This window comes from Nocardioides sp. NPDC058538 (genome assembly GCF_042719275.1).
Taxonomy (GTDB): domain Bacteria; phylum Actinomycetota; class Actinomycetes; order Propionibacteriales; family Nocardioidaceae; genus Nocardioides.
Window position 1 is genome coordinate 216,436 of sequence record NZ_JBHXNY010000002.1, and the last position, 15,385, is coordinate 231,820.

Below are 15,385 nucleotides of genomic sequence, written 5' to 3' on the forward strand. Positions count from 1 at the left end.
ATGGAGTCGGTCGCCGGTCATCGGCGCAGACCATTGTTCGTCGGGGCCCCGGAGCTCTGCCGCGGGGTGAGGAGGGGGTCGGGCGATGTGTACGAGATGCGTGCCTCGTTCTCGTGGGCGCGGTCGATCCCGGCGGCGGCCTGGGTGAGGATCTGGGCGGCTCGGTGGAGCTCCCAGGACACGGCGTAGGAGGTGGCGCGGCCGGTGCGGGCGCCGCCGGCGACGTGGGCTTGCCCGACCTCGAGGTTGTCGTGGACCTTGCCGATCTGATGGAGGGACTGCGCGAGCGAGGTGATCGCGCCGGACAGGTCGCCGAGGAGTTCGTAGACCTCTCCGGGGTCGGTGAGGTGGCGGGTGGTGTGGGCGAGGTGTCGCAGGCTCTCGCGAGCGTTGATCGCGTGTGTGGTCGAGTCGCTGGTTGGCATCGTGGGCTCCGGTGCAGATGGTTGTGGTCATCTGGGAGGTACACGGGCGCTGCCGCCCGGCAAGAAGTGGTCAACGAGCAGTGGGGCGATGCGGGGAGTCAGGTGCCCGCTGCGACATGATGGGAATCGCCCTACTGGAGACTGCGCCACGGCGACCAGATAGCGTCAAGGGCGTGGATGCGATCGTCGCCGCAGGCCCATACGTCACGGCGTCCGTGGCTAAGGACAACTCGATAGGACTCGCGGGCTCGGACGCGGCGGTGACCACGAGAGTCATCGGTGGGGTGACGGCGAGCGATATGCGGACGACTGAGGGTTAGAGCCCAAGCCGGAAGTCCTCGATGCGCTGCTTGATCACCGCGGTCGGGTCGTTGCCGACCTCTTTCGCGGCCAGCATCTGCAACACGTCGTTGACGGTGAGCGCGATGATGAGCTTGCTGTGGACCATCCAGTGCTCCTGGGCGGTCCACTGGGCACCTTGGTCGAAGCCGCGGCGGCAGATGATCATGCCGAACAGGCCGGTGCCGTGGCGCGACAGGTAGTTGGCCATTTGGAGGACTTCTTTCTTCGGCAGTCGCCCGCTGTGGTTCTTGGCATCGATGACGACGTATTCGGCGCTGTACTGAACGCGCATGAACTGCCAAAAGCCGCTCTCGGCGTAGTTCGGCAAGATGAAGTCTCGCCGGTTGTGACGGTTCTTCGTGGCGAGCTCAGGGATCGGCGTCTCCAGCGGCGGGCTGAGGAGGTAGTCGAGTACGTCCCCACACCACTCTTGGAAGGCGGACCAGCCATCCTTGCCGGTCGCGATCCGGGCCAAGCGTCGTCGGTACCCGTCGGCTTCGGTGCTTCCGCGTCTGATAAATCGACGGACCCCGAGACCAGGCGGGACATCGATGCCCTCGGCTGCCGCTATGTCCGCGAGTCTTGGACCGTCCCAGAGTGTGATGCCAGCTTTCGTCAGCGGCTCCACCCGCTCTTCGGCGAGGACGCCAGGTATGGCCAGAATCAGGTGAGGTGAAGCGGTCGCTGAGCGGGAAAGTTTGGTGGCTGCGGCCGAAAGCGCCTCCGTGACTGCACGAAGGCGCTCAGGTGTGGAAGGGTTATCGAGTCGGGCCGCGATGAGCCAAGGTGTTCCCTCTTCATCGAAGATCGTGGCATCGAAGCCGACACCGACATCGGGAGATAGGGACTCGTACTCCTCGACCTGCTGTTTGGATCCCATGATGGATCTCGCGAGGACGAGTACGAACAGTTCAAAGACCACGGCACTGGCTCTGGCACTCGTGTCCTTGAGCGACGCGGGGTCGTACGCCTCGGTCATAAGGCGTCCTCGGCGCGGTGGCGCTCAAGTGCGACCGTCGCGGTCTTCGCACTCGCCTGTCTGAACGTTGGTCGACCGCCCACAATGCTCGTGTCCATGGTCGTGGAGCCTACGAGGCTGGCTGGACTTGGCGGTGCAGTTCGGCGTGATCTACTCGCATCAGATAGCGGGATGCCTCGAAGCTGGCGTTGTACTGATGTCGGTCATGCCACTGGACAGGTACAACGAGGTGAATGGACCCGCTGCTCCACCGGGTTGATCCCGTGTCGATGCCGCCGCCGACCGTGTGGTAGCAACGGGCATAGCCCGTCAGGTCTGACGGTTGCGACTACCTCTGTCGACACTGCGGTAGCGCGGATGCGGCGAACGCCTGTGCCTGCTGCCCGTAGAGACGTCGGGTCTCACAGGACGCCTGGATGGCAGCCTGCTCGACGGCCGCCACCGTCCGCTCTAACTCGTCGAGATCGAATGCGGAGAGTGCGATGAGGCCGGTGAGGCGGAGGACGCCGTGGCCGGCGGTGAGGTCGGCTTCTTGTTGGAGGACGTCGGCGTACTCGGCGTTCTGCTGGGCGTCGTCGATCTGGCCGATCTTGGTGCGTTGGGCGGCGTCGGAGATGTACTCGGTCCTTTTGCGGCGTAGGTCGCGGGCGGCGAGGTCGGTGCGCAGCGGTTGGTAGTGGAGGGAGAGGCTGCGGCGTACGCCGGAGGTGAGCAGGAGTGGGGCGAGGAAGCCGGGGTAGACCTGGCTGCGGGGCCATTCCGAGATCCAGAGGACGGCGTGGTGGGCGGAGTCGGAGCGCAGGGAGCCCCAGGACTCGGAGATGGCGACGGGGCCAGCGGTGGAGAGGTCGCGGCCGAGGGCGCCGTGGCGTTCGAGGGCGGGGGCGAGGCCAGGTTCATAGGCGGTGCGGAGGATGAGGGCGAGGTCGCCGGGGGTGAGCCATTCGCCGGGGGTGAGGTCGGCGGCTCGCAACGCGGCGGTCAGAGTGGTCATCTCCTGGCGGAGTACGGCGGCGGCTCCTCGGTTGCCGCCTCCTGCGGCGCGGATGGCTCTTGCGGAGGTCTTAATGTCGAGGCCGATGGAGATGGTGGTGGCGTGGCGTTCGCCGGCCGGTCCGGCGCGCCTGATCAGCTCGTCGTACGTCGTCGAGGCCCAGCTCTGGTCGTGTGTGCCGTGCTGGGTCCACCATTCGCTCAGGCCGCGGCCGGAGTCGGGAAGGGTGCGTTCGAGGACCTGGAGGGACGCGATGCGGCCGGAGCGGCAGGTGGTGGCGAGTACGCGGCCCCAGCCGGTGACTCGGCGTTGCTGTTCGGCGGGGTCGAGGAGGGTGTATGCCGGGTGGGTGACGCCGATGATCGCGGTTAGTGTCGCCGCGTGCGGGTCGTGGATCATGACCGCCCCGGTCTCTTCATCTAGCCATTGCCGCAGGGATGCCGCGTTGCCGGGGAGGGCGAGGGTTCCGGCTGGTCGGGGGCGGGAGATCCGGCGTTTGTAGGTGCGCTGCCCGGTCACGGTGCGCCAGAGCCACACGCTGGAGATGGGGAGCCAGGCGACCAGGCGACGTCCGCCGATGCTGCCCCAGGTCAGCGCGACCGAGAGGGCGAGGACAGGGGCGACCAGGATAAGCCCGGTGCCACCTGCCGCGTAGAGGGCGGTCACGAGGGTGAGGGCGCCGATGCCGAGGGTGGTCAGCTGCCCGCCGGTGAGGCCGAGGATGACGCCGCGGCGCGACAGGCGGGAGAACTTCACCGGAGCGAGTTCGCCCGGCGCCGACTCGGCGGTCATGACGAGGCTCCTGGCTGTGGTCCGAGCATGGGGTCGACGACGTGAGGCGACGGCGTCGAAGGTCGTGGAGTGTCGGTCGTTTGGGGGGAGTGCTGGCTTTGACTCGGCGTCTGTTCCCCGGCGTCGGCGTGCTGTTGGGTGGTCGATCCGACGTATGACCCGATGCGGGGGCCCGCGGTTGCGGCCTCCTTAGCGGCGTACGCTCCGGCCACTGCGGCGGCCGCGGGCGGGACCGCAGCGGCACCACCACCAGCCGCACCGCTGCCGGCGGCCGCGGGCGCGGCCGCAGTCGGCGATGACGCCCCAGCGGACGGGTTCGTCATTGGGGGAGTCGCGGGTGGCGTACTGCCTTGTCCTCCTTGATCTCCGAGGACCTTCGGTGGCTGGAAGGAGGGTTGGCGCGCGGGCGTCGGGATGGGGCGGTTGAGGGCGTGCTTGGTCTCCTGCTCGGCGGACATGGCGTGGTACATGTCGAAGCCCATGAAGTTGATGGCTTTGTAGACCAGGTAGGGCGCGAAGCCGGCGATGAGGAGGAGTACGACGCCGGCGAGGGGGTCGGAGATGCCGGCCAGGTCGGCTTCGATGGGGGAGGAGACCATGCTGGTTGCGAGCAGGAAGATGATCACCACGACGAGTTTGGAGGTGATCAGGGCGATTACGAATGCTGCCCATCGTCCGACCCAGGTGCGGGTGTGGTCCCAGGAGGCGCCGGCCAGTGCGAGTGGGGCGAGGACGACCGCGATCAGGAGTAGGGCTTTGCGGGCGAGCATGGAGAGCCAGACGAGGAAGCTCGCGCTGATCATGAGGCTGGCCAGGATGATCGTGACGATGATGCCGACGCTTGGGTTGCGAGTGCTGATCGCGGTTAGGCCGCCGGCGAGCAGGGCGAGGCGGTCGCCCATCTGTTCCATGCTGGTGCCGCTTGCGTGGACGATGCCGGTGGCGAGACGGTCGGTGATCTCGAGTGCGGTGGCGAGCAGGGTGATGGCGAGGAATGAGCCGAGGACCGACTTGGCTAGGCCCACGATCGCGCGGGTGAGTGCGGCGGGTTCGCGGCGGAGCATGCCGCCCATGACCTGGAGCAGGAAGAAGCCGAGCATCACGAAGATCGCGATGCCGAAGACGATGTTGTAGATCCGGGTGAACTCACCGGTGGTGAGGTCGACCATCGTGGTGGTGTCGATGACCTCCCAGGTGCCCTCGATCACCGCGACCGCGGTTGCGGCGAGTGCGTCGGCGACCCACTTGAACGGGGTCGCGAGTGCGCTGGTGGCCTGCTCGCCGGCCACGTTGCAGACCTCGGAGACGCCGGGGATGTCGCACACAGGCATGTCAGACCTGCTGTCCGACGTTCCAGAAGAAGTTCACCAGCGTCACGCTCGCGCCGGTGACGATCGCGGCGCCGAGGGCGATGAGTACGCCGGTCTTGCCGCGGCCGGCGAGGTGGGGGTTGGACGAGTTCGATCCCAGGGCCCAGAGGATCGCGGCGATGATCAGCGCTAGGACGGAGAGGATCAGACCAACGGTCATCATCGCGCCCACCACCTCGCGGAGTTGGGCGATGCCGGGCAAGCCGTTGGTGTTGGGGTTGATGCTGACCCCTGCGACGAATTGCGCTGCAGCGTTGGGCGTGTGCGGACTCATGGGCTGGCTCCTGATCTGTCGTGTGGGTGTGACAGGGAAGAGGTGCGCTGTGGGCGCCGCGACTCTCAGAGCGTGTGACCGGCGTCGGGTAGCCCGCTTTGAGGACCGCGGTCGACGGTGTCGTGGTCGGCGGCCGGTTCCGGTTCCTTGGGCCGGCCCCGGGGCTGGTCCGGGAAGGGCTCGGGGACATCGGTGAGCACGCTGAGCTCGGTGTCGTTCATGTAGGCGGCCTCGCCGACCCAGATCGGGAACAGGCTGAGACTCTCTGGAGACGTGCCGGGGTTGGCGATGGCGTAGCGGTACGCATCGGCGGCAGCCGACATGAAGTTGATCAGGGTCTGCATGGCCCCGTGAACGTCGATATCGGCGCCGACTCCGGACTCCAGGTCAGTGCCCTCGTGGGGCTTGTGGACCGGGTCGTTGTCGGCGATGCGGTAGCCGTAGCCGCGCCGCGTCCCTCCGTCGCCGGCCTTCCTGTCCTCGCGATACCAGACGTCGATGCGGAGCGTGCCGACGCTCATTGTCACCAGCGGGTCTTCGTAGTAGTTGGTCATGAGGCGCAGGTGTGTTCCCTGCGCCGTGCTGGGGTCAGGCTTCCAGAAACTCGAGCAGGTCGCCTGCGCTGGCGGCGACCTCGTCGATGCGTGTCTGGTCGGCCAGGCAGGCCTGCAGGCACGACGCGGCAATGATGGATTCGATGCTCTGGTTGAGGCGGTGCCCGTTGGACCGCATCCCGATGACGACCTCGACGAACTGGAGGAGCAGGTCGCCGAGGAGATCGCCGCCCGGAGCGTGGCTCGTCGCACCCTGGCGGTTGTTCCTGACCTGTGCTCCGAGCCGTGCGTACGCCTCCGCGAGGTCTTGGCGCGCTGCACCGAACGGGCCGAAGACCTCCTTGCGCTGCACCTCCGGCAGACCCGCGAGAACGCCCGCATTGTGGGGCGCATGCGCCAGGGTGCGCACGTCGAGTACGACCAGCAGGTACAAAAGCACGTCAGGTCCGACACCGGTCTCGGCGCCCAGGGTCTCGAGTTTCTCGATCTTGTCGAGCGTGGGGCGGATCGAACGCTGCAACAGGTCGGCGAGGATCTCGTCCTTCCCGGAGGGGAAGTGATAGTAGATCGAACTTTGCCGAATGCCGACCGCGTCGGCGATGTCCCGGGTCGAGGTCGCCGCGACGCCCCGGTCGACGAACAGGCTCGCGGCGGCGTCGAGGATCTCCTCACGCGGCTCTTTCCAGGAGCGTGATTTGTCCGCACTCTGGGCAGCGAAACGTGGTCTGCCCGCCCGGCGCGCCGGCAGCCGGCGCTGGCGACTCATCGTGCTCGCATCCCTCATCACGCCACGGCTCCGTCGTCCAAGCGGCGGAGACCGTTGAGAACGGCCCGCAATAGAGCGGGGTGATGTACCGGGACCACAGTGCGGGTTGGGGCGGGGCAGCCAGATGAACATGCAGTGCGTCGCGGTAGCCCTCCGACTGGCTGAGCGGGTGGCTGTTCGCCGTCCTTGTCGAAGGAGCCTCCGGCGGAGTGCGGCACGTCTGGACGCTGATGCTGCATCACTGTTCTGTCTCCTTCACAACCTCGGCCATGGCTCGTCGCCGCGGTGGGTCTCTAGATCCGGCACGGGCCGGATCTAGAGGTTCCCCACCCGCATGTTCGCTGGCTTGAGCCAATGAACGCGATTGACGCTATAGTGGCTTAAGCCAGTTGTCAACGACTGGCTCAAGCCAGACTGCGATAGGTTCGAACAGTGAGCGAGAGAACCCCACAGGGCCCGGAGACAGCGAGCCGCCAGATCGCCGCGATCCTCCGTGCCGCGATCGACCAGGGCGACCTCCTGCCCGGTGACAAGCTCCCATCGGAGCGCGAGCTTGCAGCGGCGCATCGGGTCGCCCGCAACACCGCCCGTGAAGCAGTGCGCCAGCTCGCCGAGGCCGGATTGGTGGTTGCCGAGCACGGCCGGGGCGTCTTCGTACGCACCAAGCCGCGGCTGATGCGCTTCGGTCAGCGCCGCTACTCGAAGAAGCTTCGCGATGAGACTGAAATATCACCTTTCCACGCCGAGGTCATTGCCCAGGAGCGGACCCCCAACGCCTACATGACCAGCATCGAACGGGTCATCCCGCCACCCGAGATCGCCGAACGACTCGGCGTCAGCGGTGACACTCACAGCGTCGTACGCCGCGAGAACTGGTACTTCGCCGACGCCGAGCCGATGCAGCGCGGCGTCACCTACATCCCATGGGATATTGCCAAGGACAGCGCTCTCGGCGGCAGCGACGACCTTGGCCCCGGAGATCTCTACGCCCGATTCGAGGACAAGGGGCACCTGATCACCTACACCCGCGAGGAAGTCACCGCGCGGATGCCATCACCCGAGGAAGCCTCCGGACTCCAACTCCCCGACGGCGTACCCGTCCTCGTCGTACTCCACACCGGCCTCGACCAGGACCATCAGCCGTTCGAGGTCACCGAGTTCGTCATGCGTGCCGACTACACCGGACTGGACTACACCATGAAGGTAGATGAATGAGCGACGTCAATATCCGGCCCCGCACCACCAAAGATCTACCTGCCCTCGCCGACATCCTCGTGAAGGTCCACGCACTCGACGGGTACCCGGTCGAAGGCGTAGCCGATCCCGTCAGGTGGCTGACTCCGCCCAGGACGTTCGGTGCCTGGACGGCCCTCTACAGCGGGCGACCCATCGGGCAGGCCACCCTCACCCACGCCGTTGCCGCCGACGACGCCGCGCGCGTCTGGCATGACGTCACAGGGGGAGACCTCGACCGGCTCGCCATCCCCGCCAGGCTCTTCATCGAACCCGACCACCGCAAGAACGGCGCCGGCGGTGCACTCCTGTCCGCCATCCGCGACCACGCCGAGAGCCATGGCCTCGAGGTTGTCTTTGACGTGATGCTCAAGGACCGTGCTGCCATCCGGCTCTACGAGGCATCCGGCTGCACCCGCATCGGCCTCATCGAGCACCACCACGGCGACGGACAGGTGGAGCCCGCCGCGGTCTACGTCGTTGACGGCGTTGGTCCGAGTTGATGGCGTGCCTGAGTTGTGTTGGACGCAGGTGGGTTCGACCTTCTCATCGGCGGCCCTCTTCTGGCGCGGGACCTCATCGGGGTCAGCCGACCTCCAGTTTGCCGGTGACGTCGGATGATTGAACACTCGCAATAGCACGCTGGTCAGGTGCGTTTCGGCCACCCGCCCGATGTGACATGCTCGGTCGGGTGAGCCTTGGGTGTCGTCACTGCCGTCAGCCCGTGCGAGTGCTCGCAGCGCAGTTCGATGTGTTTGAGCTGATGCACTATGTGCGCTTCCACTACGAGTTCGAGCAAGGCGAACACGAAGTCAATGAGGAGTGCTCAGCCGGTGGTTGTCCTTCCGCGACGCTGGCTGGAGGACGCCGACGGCTACTACCTGAACCGGAAGAAGGTCCCGCCGGGCAACGGTTGGGAGGTCGTGAACGGTGCCCTCCAAGCGGCCACAATCTACGAGTAGTGAAGGCGACCGGGTGATGACGTGGACCGGGTGATCGATCTCGACTTGGCGGCTGTCGTGTTGGTCGAGCGTCTCGCCGGGCGACCGGACCTTCAGCCGAGCCCGATCACCTGGAATGGCTTCGAGGCGGCGTTCGACGAACCCTTCAAGACGAGGCGCGATGAGGTTGTTGATCCGTACTCGGTCGGCGTTGCGATTCGTCGAGGCGAGGAGGAAGGGCTACGCGTCCTTTATGCCGGCAGCTGGACCGACATGGAGTATTGGAGCGGAGATGTGGCCGACGATGTCGACCTCCGCGTTCCTGGGTGGGACGACTGGCTAGATCTGCCGCGCTTCGATGCCGTCATGGCTGAGTTTCTCTCACTGTTCCGCGTCATTACGTGACGTTGGTGCTCGCTTCGATGGCGGCGGGGTCAGCCGTGATGCCCGGTTGGCTGATCTTCCTCGACGGCCTCACTGAACCGCCCTCTGGCAGTCATCAGGCTAAGGGCGCGTTGGGCTGCTGGCTGGATTCGCTCTGGCCAGCCAGAGGCGATGAAGTCGACGTCGGTGACATCCCGCGGCGTCTGTCGGCACGCTTCCTTGAGGAGTCCGTGCACCTCGTCCAGGCATGCAACTTCGTCGGGCATGAAGGTCGACCACTCGCGCCAGCGCCAAGGGATGTCATCGTCGATGAAGTCGAAGAACTGGTTGACGTACTCGCCGACGCCGACGATGCGGACGCCTTCGTCGCCTTCGCTGAGAGTCTCGAGCGACTCCATCGCACGGTTGCGCATCCGCTGCTCGACCAGCCGCTCGCTGGGTTCATCGGGTTCCCGCACACTGAAACCGTATCCGGCCTGGCACTCGGAGAGGGCGGTAACAGAGCGGCGAGGCCGGTTCCACGCTTGCATCTGATGCAACTTCTAATTCGAACGCGCGGTGAAGTGGCAGTGGTCGTAGTGGCCACCGGTGACCGAGGCGGGGTCGTGCATGCCGCCTCCTCCGTAGGGTCGCCAGCCCTCGTCGGCACGGGCGAGCGACCAGATCCGGCCTTGCCAGATGAGATATTCGACGCCCAGCTTCTGCGCGTTCGCCTGGAGCCAGTTGGTGACCTGCTGGCCGAGAGCGAGTGCGTTCCCAGTGGCGGGTACGCCGATGGGGTTGCCGAAGGTGCCGTCGCATGCTCGGCCGAGCGGGTGCTCTGACTGGGTGCCGGGGCGGGGTGACCAGCACGACCAAGAGGCCGCTGGGAAACGCTGTCGGACCAGGGCGAGCACGTACGCCGTCCGTGCCGTGATCTGCCCGCTGCTGGTGGGGTCGTCGACGAGCTGCCCACCGACCCCCGCCGGTGGCGCCGCTTCGGTGGCGGCGCATCCGAACGAGTTGACCGGATCCTCGGTGGCGAGACCTTCACGATCCGGGGCGGGGTGGTCGGCGGTGAGGGCGTCGATGACGGTGTTCGCGACGGGCTCGAACCGGGTGTATCGGTCGGGGTAGGCGGATACCTCGACGGCTTGTGCCGCTTCGCCGGGCGGGAGTTGTTGCCAGCTGGGGATGTCGAGCAGGCCTCGGGGTGAGCCGTGGTTGGGGCCGTTGGGCCCGCCGAAGAACGCACGTGCCTGGTAGTCGTGGTTCATGAGTTCAGCGACGGTGCCCCACCCGGTTGAGGGGCGCATCTGGAAGAGGCCGAGAGAGTCGTGGTCGCCGCCGTTGCCGTCGTTGGGGAGGTTTGCGGACTCGGGGTGAGCGCTGGGGTTGGCGAGCATTCGCAGGCTGGATTCGGTCAGCGCGGCCATGAGGGCGATGCGTACGCCTGCTCTTCCCACTCCCGGCGTGCGTGCGCCGATCTCGATGATCGCCGCGGCATGGGTGAGTTGGGTCCGGTCTAGCCTGATCGTGGTCCCGTCGCTCGCTCGGGCGTTGAGGCCTCCTGGCACGTCGCCGAGCGCGACGCTGTCGCCGCAAACACTGGGCGATGCCGCCACCAGGGTGACCATCGCGATCCCGGACAGACAGCCCGCGGGGGCGACGAGGACGAGCGCGATGAGGATCGCCACTGCTGCCTGCCGCATGGCTCGGTCCCGGTTAGTGCAGCGGGTTGTTGAGCTGAGACAAGCGTAGGAGGCGACAGATGTCGTACGACGGGCGGCAGGTCATGAAGATCGTGAACGAGACCCCGTCGACGGTCTGCGCGGCCTTGCCTTCCCAGATGCCGGCGCGCCGGCGGAGGCCGGTGATCGTGTACGCTGTGGTGCCAGCGGCGAGCTTCGCGGTCTCGCCGTTGAACTCGGCACTCTCCCACCCGTCGGGCACCTCGTAGGAGTTGATGTCGATCCATTGGCGGGTGCGGTAGGTCTTGAGGTCAGCCCAGGACTCGGCGGAGGGCAGGTAGGTGCTTAGGTCGGTGACCAGGCCTGGAGCCTCCTCGCCCGTCGGGTCCGCGACCTCGAGCAGACGATTGGTGTAGTCCTCCAGCGGGGTGGGGTCGGTGGTGTCCCATTCGAACAGCGTCTGAGCAACCGACACGACGAACGCCTCGGGGTTGCTTGTCCTGGCGACCGATCTCGGCGACTTCGTCGCCGACAGACTCCCTGAGGTTTCCGGAGTCGCGGCCCTACTCGCCGGCGTGGGTGGAGTTGCGGTCTTCGTCGAGCCGCCGGTGAGCGCCACAGCGGCGCCAACTGCGGTCAACGCTGCAATGAGGCAACTGGCGATGATCACGGTCTTGGTCCGGGTGAACTTGGGGTCGCTGCGGACGAGCATTGATCTCTCCTGGCTGGTCGGATCGTCGATCAGCAGGTGCGCGCATCTGACCGCGCAGGCGTTGGTTGCTCGATAGCTTCATCGGCGGTGCGAACCGTGGGGATCGATCTGTCCGCCCAGCCGAAGAAGACGGGTGTCGCTGTCGTCGAGTGGACCGTCCGCTGATGGTGTCGGCAGAGAGGATCGGCATCGGCGCAATGCGATGCGCGTTGTTTCTCGCCGAACTCACTGCTCGCGGCGACTGTGGACAGGACTGGTCGAACCAGGGCCCTGGTCGAGGTCTTGCCGACGGACTTGCTGGAGCTCAGGTTCCCTCGTGTATGAAGGCGAGCACTCGAGGCAGGACGTAGCAGAATTCGCCGCCTCCCCAGGTGTCCACCAGTCCGCCGGCTCGCTCCATTGCGGTCCAGAATGGCTCAGACGATCGGATGAGGTCTTTGGCGGTCGCCCGATCGATCTCAAGCATTGAGGTCAGCGCGCCCACAAGGTCCTCTACGGAATCCGCGGGCATCTCGTTCAACACGTCGCCGGTCATGCGGCCGACGATAGCGGTGCGTGCGGTGGACGCGCGGTGCAACAACGGCTGAAAGTTGAGCCGGTTGCAGGAGACCACGGCTCAGGTTTCACGTGTCGTGGAGACGCGGCGCGAGGTCGCGTATGGAGAGGCGAACCGCAGCACGGCTCAAGCGGGGGCGTTGGCTCGCTCTTGGCGAGTCGCCTCGATCCGATCGCGGAACGCGACCGACTCATCGATGACCCGGTTGAAGCGGGCGTACTCCTCGTCGGTGAGGTCGCGGGCGAGTCGGTCGAGGTCGTAGTGCTCCGTCCAGCCTTCAAGCTCGGTCCAGGTAAGGAGGAAGGAGCGGAGAGTGCGGTAGCGCGGAGGAGCGGACTCGTGGCCGGGAGGCTTGGCTGGCTTCGGTGCGTGGAGGCCGCGGCGGGCTTTGGACTGTTTGACGCGCTGCATAGCCTCGGTGGCCAGGCGGGCGAGGTCGTCGGTCTCGGGGGTGGTCTGGGCGGCGAGCTCGATCGCGGCCTGGACCTTGCGGTAGGCGGGCTCGACCGGACCGCCCTCTTCCACGGCGGCGAGCTCATTGGTGGCCAGTTCGCGGACCGTGGGCGGTTGGAAGGGGTCGTTGGCGACGGCTTGGAGGAACCGAATGTGGTCGAGACGTTGGAACGACCCGCTGCCGGTCACCGTCTGGGCAGCCTGGTAGCGAGTCTCGCGGGAGTATCGCGGTGCCGATGAGTCATCGGCACCGTTCTCTCCCGCCGAAGTCGCCTCCCCAGGCACGCCGACACCGTCATCGGCCCCGAAGCGGCTGGCCTCTTGGCGGCGGCGGTTCTCCTCGGCGTACAAGTCCTTCAACTCGGCGTAGAGGTTGGCCTGCTCAATCTGGGTCAGTGGCTTGTGAAGTTTGTTCTCGTCTTGCTGGGCGAGGAGCTCGGTGAGGCGGTCGGAGATGCCGGAGCGGATCCAGACCTTGATGGTGCGGTGGCCGAGGTGTCGTACGGCCTCGAGGCGGCGGCGTCCGCAGACGAGTACGCCGTCCGGGGTGATGGTGATCGGCTGCAGCAACCCGATCTGCTCGATCGAGTCGGCGAGCTCGGCGATGTCGCCGAGATCCGTGCGGTGTTGGATGCCGACAGTGATTTCGTCCAGGGCGCGTTCGGTCTCAGGCGACATGGGCGAGCACCCTCTCGACCCGGTCGTAGGAGTCGACGCTGGGAGTAGTGGCGGTGATGGCGCGTACGAGGTCGTCCTCGGCGAGCAGATTGGTCAGGGTCTCGCCGAGCAGGAGACGCCACCAGATCCCGTGGCCATAACTCGTGTGCTCGTAGTCGGGGTGCGGATTGCCGAGGACCGTGGTCAGCAGGGTCGACCAGGTCGGCTGCGGCAGGTCGAGGATCTGCAACGCAGGCAGGTCCTTTCGGAGCGTCTCGTGGGCGGTGACTCGATTGCCCGAGTCCATGAGCCGCGAGGAGACGTAGCTGATCGCATGCTGGGTTACGTGCATAGGCCAGCCGAGCGCCGTGAAGAGCTGTGTGGTCATCTCGAACGCCTCGTCGGTGGTGATGATCGGCTCTCGAGTGTCCATGGCCGGCTCGTCGCGCTGGTCGACTTCGGCAGGCACCTGGAAGGCGGGGTGGTAGTCGAGCACGGAGATCTCATGATCGCCGAAGCGTTCGGCGTCGTGGTGGGTGGAGACCTCGCGGCGACGGGCGGATTGGTTGGAGCAGAGCAGACCGTTGGCCCGCTCTTCATAGATGAGGGAGATCTGAACGGCACGGGTGGTGGCTGCCCAGGGATCGTAGGCGGCACGGACGGCGTCGGTGCGGAGAACCGTGAAGGCAGCGTACGCGGCGTCTTGAGGGGTCAGACCGTGCTTGTGCGCCAAACTGGCGTACTTGTCCGCGGCATACTCCAACAGGGCCGCCGCATCAGGGTCCTGGCGCCAGGCGCCTTCGCCGGCGTAGTGGAGCTCGGTCAGCAGCATCCGTAGACCGGACGAGGTGGTGAAGTCGAGGCTCATAGCGAGAGTCCACTCGGACGGATGTGGGTGATCGAGGGCGGCTCGGGGTCCGCGATCGCAGTCCTCGTCACCGGCGCCTTGAGTGCCTTCGGGCTGGTGGCGCGGCTGGCGCGGCGTACGAGGTCGGCCTTGAGGTCGAGGCCGCGGCCGAGGACATGCCCGCCGAGCATCGTCGGCAGGTCGCTAGGGCGAACCCAGGCGATGCCGTTCCTGGCGGGCGATGTCGTCACCTGATTCGTGGAGGGGTCGCGGTGGGTGGCGAGCGGATCCAGCGTCGCTGGCTCTGGCGGTGTTGTCGCATCGGGCATGCGGCGGTCGGTGTCTCGGGAGTAACCGTCGTCGGTGTTCATATCACTAACCCCTGGTTCCGGTCGGTCGAGTTGGTGCCCGGGGACGGGCCGAGCCGCGTGGCGGTCCGGTAGGCCGACCTGATCGTCTTGAACGCCTCGACGTCGGGCAGACCCGCAGACGAGGCGGCATCACCCAGGATGCGGCTGGTCTGAGCGAAGTCGTGCCCGGCTTCGGCCATCCGGCAGGCGGCCCAGAACAGGCCACCATTGCGAGCGCCCTCCGGGCGCCTGGCTACCCAGGCGGCCAAGCGCTCGGGTGAGGATCCGGCGGCAGGCAGAGTCGCGGGAAGGTGACGCGGGGGAGCCGGTGGCGCGAGATGCTGGTTGAGTGCGACCGAGTCGACGGTCCCGGGCCGGCGGCCGAACCCGATCAACGAGTACGGCCGCCTGGTCCCCGCGCTGGTCTCGACGATGGAGGGCGGGGCGACGACGTAGCCGCCGTCACCACGGAAGTCGACGTGCCTGCTCGGCAGCGACCAGTTGCGCTGCTCGACCCCTGGCGTGGCGGCGAAGTAGGCATGCATCCCGCCCGACGGCGTACGCACCATCCAGGCCCAACGCTGGGTCAGCCCGGTCTCCATCTCGGTCGAGAATGCACGGAACCCGTCGCCGGTGCGGTGCACGTCCACGTCGACGACCACCAGTCCGGAGGCTGAGCCGGTGGGGATCCCGATGTTGGCCTCGGGCATCTTCTTCCACCAGCGGCGTACCTGCTGGAGGTCAGTGGTGGCGTTGTGGAACCCGTGAGCCGTTAGCGGCTGCTTGCCGCGGCGTACGCACGGGAAGACCGGGATGCCGGCCCGTGCCAGGGTCGCTGCAGCGGTCGGCAGGTGGCCGGCCTTGGCGGCATTCTTGATCGCGCTCGTCGCCCAGCGCGAGGGGCGTTGCGTCGAGAGATCCATGCCTTGATGGTGCCCGCTGGAGATTGCCCACTTGGTTGCCTCCTCGTGATGCTCCTCCCGGCCGAAATGGGGAGAGCACCCCATGTTTTTCCAGGTCAGCGTCATGCTCCCCAACACTCTAGGGAAAAGACTGCTGGCGCGCCCCTACTCGGTGTTATGCCTT

19 protein-coding genes are annotated in these 15,385 nt (G+C 66.6%); 4 read left to right on the forward strand and 15 right to left on the reverse strand.

From position 1 onward, the window contains the following. Positions 1 to 17 precede the first annotated feature (17 nt). The 7 genes from ACFWQC_RS03020 to ACFWQC_RS03050 all read right to left on the reverse strand — a co-directional run bounded on the left by ACFWQC_RS03020 (position 18) and on the right by ACFWQC_RS03050 (position 6,628). Entirely contained in the window at positions 18 to 425 is a 408-nt protein-coding gene (locus ACFWQC_RS03020; RefSeq protein WP_378672872.1) for a hypothetical protein, read from the reverse strand. A 316-nt stretch (positions 426 to 741) separates the two neighbouring features. Then, positions 742 to 1,746, reverse strand: coding sequence for a hypothetical protein (locus ACFWQC_RS03025; RefSeq protein WP_378672875.1), 1,005 nt, complete (start codon positions 1,744 to 1,746; stop codon positions 742 to 744). Between the two features lie 328 nt (positions 1,747 to 2,074). Then, positions 2,075 to 3,532 (reverse strand): SCO6880 family protein, encoded by a 1,458-nt coding sequence (locus tag ACFWQC_RS03030; protein ID WP_378672878.1) that lies wholly within the window; start codon positions 3,530 to 3,532, stop codon positions 2,075 to 2,077. Beyond that, complete coding sequence (locus ACFWQC_RS03035) at positions 3,529 to 4,863, reverse strand: conjugal transfer protein TrbL (protein WP_378672881.1); 1,335 nt, start codon at positions 4,861 to 4,863, stop codon at positions 3,529 to 3,531. The genes ACFWQC_RS03030 and ACFWQC_RS03035 overlap by 4 nt, the downstream gene beginning before the upstream one ends. A gap of 1 nt (position 4,864) precedes the next feature. Then, entirely contained in the window at positions 4,865 to 5,176 is a 312-nt protein-coding gene (locus ACFWQC_RS03040) for a DUF6112 family protein (protein ID WP_378672883.1), read from the reverse strand. A gap of 65 nt (positions 5,177 to 5,241) precedes the next feature. After that, on the reverse strand, positions 5,242 to 5,730 hold the full coding sequence (locus tag ACFWQC_RS03045; protein ID WP_378672886.1) for a hypothetical protein: 489 nt from the start codon (positions 5,728 to 5,730) through the stop codon (positions 5,242 to 5,244). Between the two features lie 34 nt (positions 5,731 to 5,764). Continuing rightward, positions 5,765 to 6,628 carry a TetR/AcrR family transcriptional regulator gene (locus ACFWQC_RS03050; protein ID WP_378672888.1) on the reverse strand — a complete coding sequence of 288 codons (864 nt, stop codon included), beginning with the start codon at positions 6,626 to 6,628 and terminating at the stop codon, positions 5,765 to 5,767. Between the two features lie 300 nt (positions 6,629 to 6,928). Between ACFWQC_RS03050 and ACFWQC_RS03055 the strand changes: the two genes are divergently transcribed. The 4 genes from ACFWQC_RS03055 (at position 6,929) to ACFWQC_RS03070 (ending at position 9,075) form a co-directional block, all read left to right on the forward strand. Further along, positions 6,929 to 7,711 carry a GntR family transcriptional regulator gene (locus ACFWQC_RS03055; protein ID WP_378672890.1) on the forward strand — a complete coding sequence of 261 codons (783 nt, stop codon included), beginning with the start codon at positions 6,929 to 6,931 and terminating at the stop codon, positions 7,709 to 7,711. Then, positions 7,708 to 8,232: a GNAT family N-acetyltransferase gene (locus ACFWQC_RS03060; RefSeq protein ID WP_378672892.1), complete on the forward strand. Its 525-nt coding sequence runs from the start codon at positions 7,708 to 7,710 to the stop codon at positions 8,230 to 8,232. The genes ACFWQC_RS03055 and ACFWQC_RS03060 overlap by 4 nt, the downstream gene beginning before the upstream one ends. 330 nt (positions 8,233 to 8,562) lie before the next feature. Continuing rightward, positions 8,563 to 8,691: a hypothetical protein gene (locus tag ACFWQC_RS03065; protein ID WP_378672895.1), complete on the forward strand. Its 129-nt coding sequence runs from the start codon at positions 8,563 to 8,565 to the stop codon at positions 8,689 to 8,691. Positions 8,692 to 8,712: 21 nt separating this feature from the next. Beyond that, positions 8,713 to 9,075: a hypothetical protein gene (locus tag ACFWQC_RS03070; RefSeq protein ID WP_378672897.1), complete on the forward strand. Its 363-nt coding sequence runs from the start codon at positions 8,713 to 8,715 to the stop codon at positions 9,073 to 9,075. A gap of 29 nt (positions 9,076 to 9,104) precedes the next feature. Here the strand turns inward: ACFWQC_RS03070 and ACFWQC_RS03075 are convergent, their stop codons facing one another. From ACFWQC_RS03075 to ACFWQC_RS03110, 8 genes are all read right to left on the reverse strand, one after another. Beyond that, entirely contained in the window at positions 9,105 to 9,512 is a 408-nt protein-coding gene (locus tag ACFWQC_RS03075) for a hypothetical protein (RefSeq protein ID WP_378672899.1), read from the reverse strand. Positions 9,513 to 9,596: 84 nt separating this feature from the next. Further along, on the reverse strand, positions 9,597 to 10,745 hold the full coding sequence (locus tag ACFWQC_RS03080) for a hypothetical protein (protein ID WP_378672901.1): 1,149 nt from the start codon (positions 10,743 to 10,745) through the stop codon (positions 9,597 to 9,599). Positions 10,746 to 10,758: 13 nt separating this feature from the next. Continuing rightward, positions 10,759 to 11,199, reverse strand: a complete 441-nt coding sequence (locus ACFWQC_RS03085) for a hypothetical protein (RefSeq protein ID WP_378672903.1) — start codon at positions 11,197 to 11,199, stop codon at positions 10,759 to 10,761. A gap of 541 nt (positions 11,200 to 11,740) precedes the next feature. Continuing rightward, positions 11,741 to 11,971 (reverse strand): hypothetical protein, encoded by a 231-nt coding sequence (locus ACFWQC_RS03090; protein WP_378672906.1) that lies wholly within the window; start codon positions 11,969 to 11,971, stop codon positions 11,741 to 11,743. A gap of 147 nt (positions 11,972 to 12,118) precedes the next feature. Then, the gene (locus tag ACFWQC_RS03095; protein WP_378672909.1) at positions 12,119 to 13,123 is read right to left on the reverse strand and encodes a ParB N-terminal domain-containing protein; all 1,005 of its coding nucleotides are present in this window, start codon (positions 13,121 to 13,123) and stop codon (positions 12,119 to 12,121) included. Further along, the gene (locus tag ACFWQC_RS03100; RefSeq protein WP_378672912.1) at positions 13,113 to 13,970 is read right to left on the reverse strand and encodes a hypothetical protein; all 858 of its coding nucleotides are present in this window, start codon (positions 13,968 to 13,970) and stop codon (positions 13,113 to 13,115) included. Before ACFWQC_RS03100 ends, ACFWQC_RS03095 begins: the two co-directional genes overlap by 11 nt. After that, positions 13,967 to 14,320, reverse strand: coding sequence for a hypothetical protein (locus ACFWQC_RS03105; RefSeq protein WP_378672915.1), 354 nt, complete (start codon positions 14,318 to 14,320; stop codon positions 13,967 to 13,969). The genes ACFWQC_RS03100 and ACFWQC_RS03105 overlap by 4 nt, the downstream gene beginning before the upstream one ends. Next, positions 14,317 to 15,222 (reverse strand): bifunctional DNA primase/polymerase, encoded by a 906-nt coding sequence (locus ACFWQC_RS03110; protein WP_378672918.1) that lies wholly within the window; start codon positions 15,220 to 15,222, stop codon positions 14,317 to 14,319. The genes ACFWQC_RS03105 and ACFWQC_RS03110 overlap by 4 nt, the downstream gene beginning before the upstream one ends. Between the last annotated feature and the right edge of the window lie 163 nt (positions 15,223 to 15,385).

What these genes read in the sequence shown, in the direction of transcription:
- ACFWQC_RS03020 (WP_378672872.1), bottom strand. Translation starts at nt 425, where the DNA reads ATGCCAACCAGCGACTCGACCACACACGCGATCAACGCTCGCGAGAGC.
- ACFWQC_RS03025 (WP_378672875.1), bottom strand. Translation starts at nt 1,746, where the DNA reads ATGACCGAGGCGTACGACCCCGCGTCGCTCAAGGACACGAGTGCCAGA.
- ACFWQC_RS03030 (WP_378672878.1), bottom strand. Translation starts at nt 3,532, where the DNA reads ATGACCGCCGAGTCGGCGCCGGGCGAACTCGCTCCGGTGAAGTTCTCC.
- ACFWQC_RS03035 (WP_378672881.1), bottom strand. Translation starts at nt 4,863, where the DNA reads ATGCCTGTGTGCGACATCCCCGGCGTCTCCGAGGTCTGCAACGTGGCC.
- ACFWQC_RS03040 (WP_378672883.1), bottom strand. Translation starts at nt 5,176, where the DNA reads ATGAGTCCGCACACGCCCAACGCTGCAGCGCAATTCGTCGCAGGGGTC.
- ACFWQC_RS03045 (WP_378672886.1), bottom strand. Translation starts at nt 5,730, where the DNA reads ATGACCAACTACTACGAAGACCCGCTGGTGACAATGAGCGTCGGCACG.
- ACFWQC_RS03050 (WP_378672888.1), bottom strand. Translation starts at nt 6,628, where the DNA reads ATGTTCATCTGGCTGCCCCGCCCCAACCCGCACTGTGGTCCCGGTACA.
- ACFWQC_RS03060 (WP_378672892.1), top strand. Translation starts at nt 7,708, where the DNA reads ATGAGCGACGTCAATATCCGGCCCCGCACCACCAAAGATCTACCTGCC.
- ACFWQC_RS03080 (WP_378672901.1), bottom strand. Translation starts at nt 10,745, where the DNA reads ATGCGGCAGGCAGCAGTGGCGATCCTCATCGCGCTCGTCCTCGTCGCC.
- ACFWQC_RS03090 (WP_378672906.1), bottom strand. Translation starts at nt 11,971, where the DNA reads ATGACCGGCGACGTGTTGAACGAGATGCCCGCGGATTCCGTAGAGGAC.
- ACFWQC_RS03095 (WP_378672909.1), bottom strand. Translation starts at nt 13,123, where the DNA reads ATGTCGCCTGAGACCGAACGCGCCCTGGACGAAATCACTGTCGGCATC.
- ACFWQC_RS03100 (WP_378672912.1), bottom strand. Translation starts at nt 13,970, where the DNA reads ATGAGCCTCGACTTCACCACCTCGTCCGGTCTACGGATGCTGCTGACC.
- ACFWQC_RS03105 (WP_378672915.1), bottom strand. Translation starts at nt 14,320, where the DNA reads ATGAACACCGACGACGGTTACTCCCGAGACACCGACCGCCGCATGCCC.
- ACFWQC_RS03110 (WP_378672918.1), bottom strand. Translation starts at nt 15,222, where the DNA reads ATGGATCTCTCGACGCAACGCCCCTCGCGCTGGGCGACGAGCGCGATC.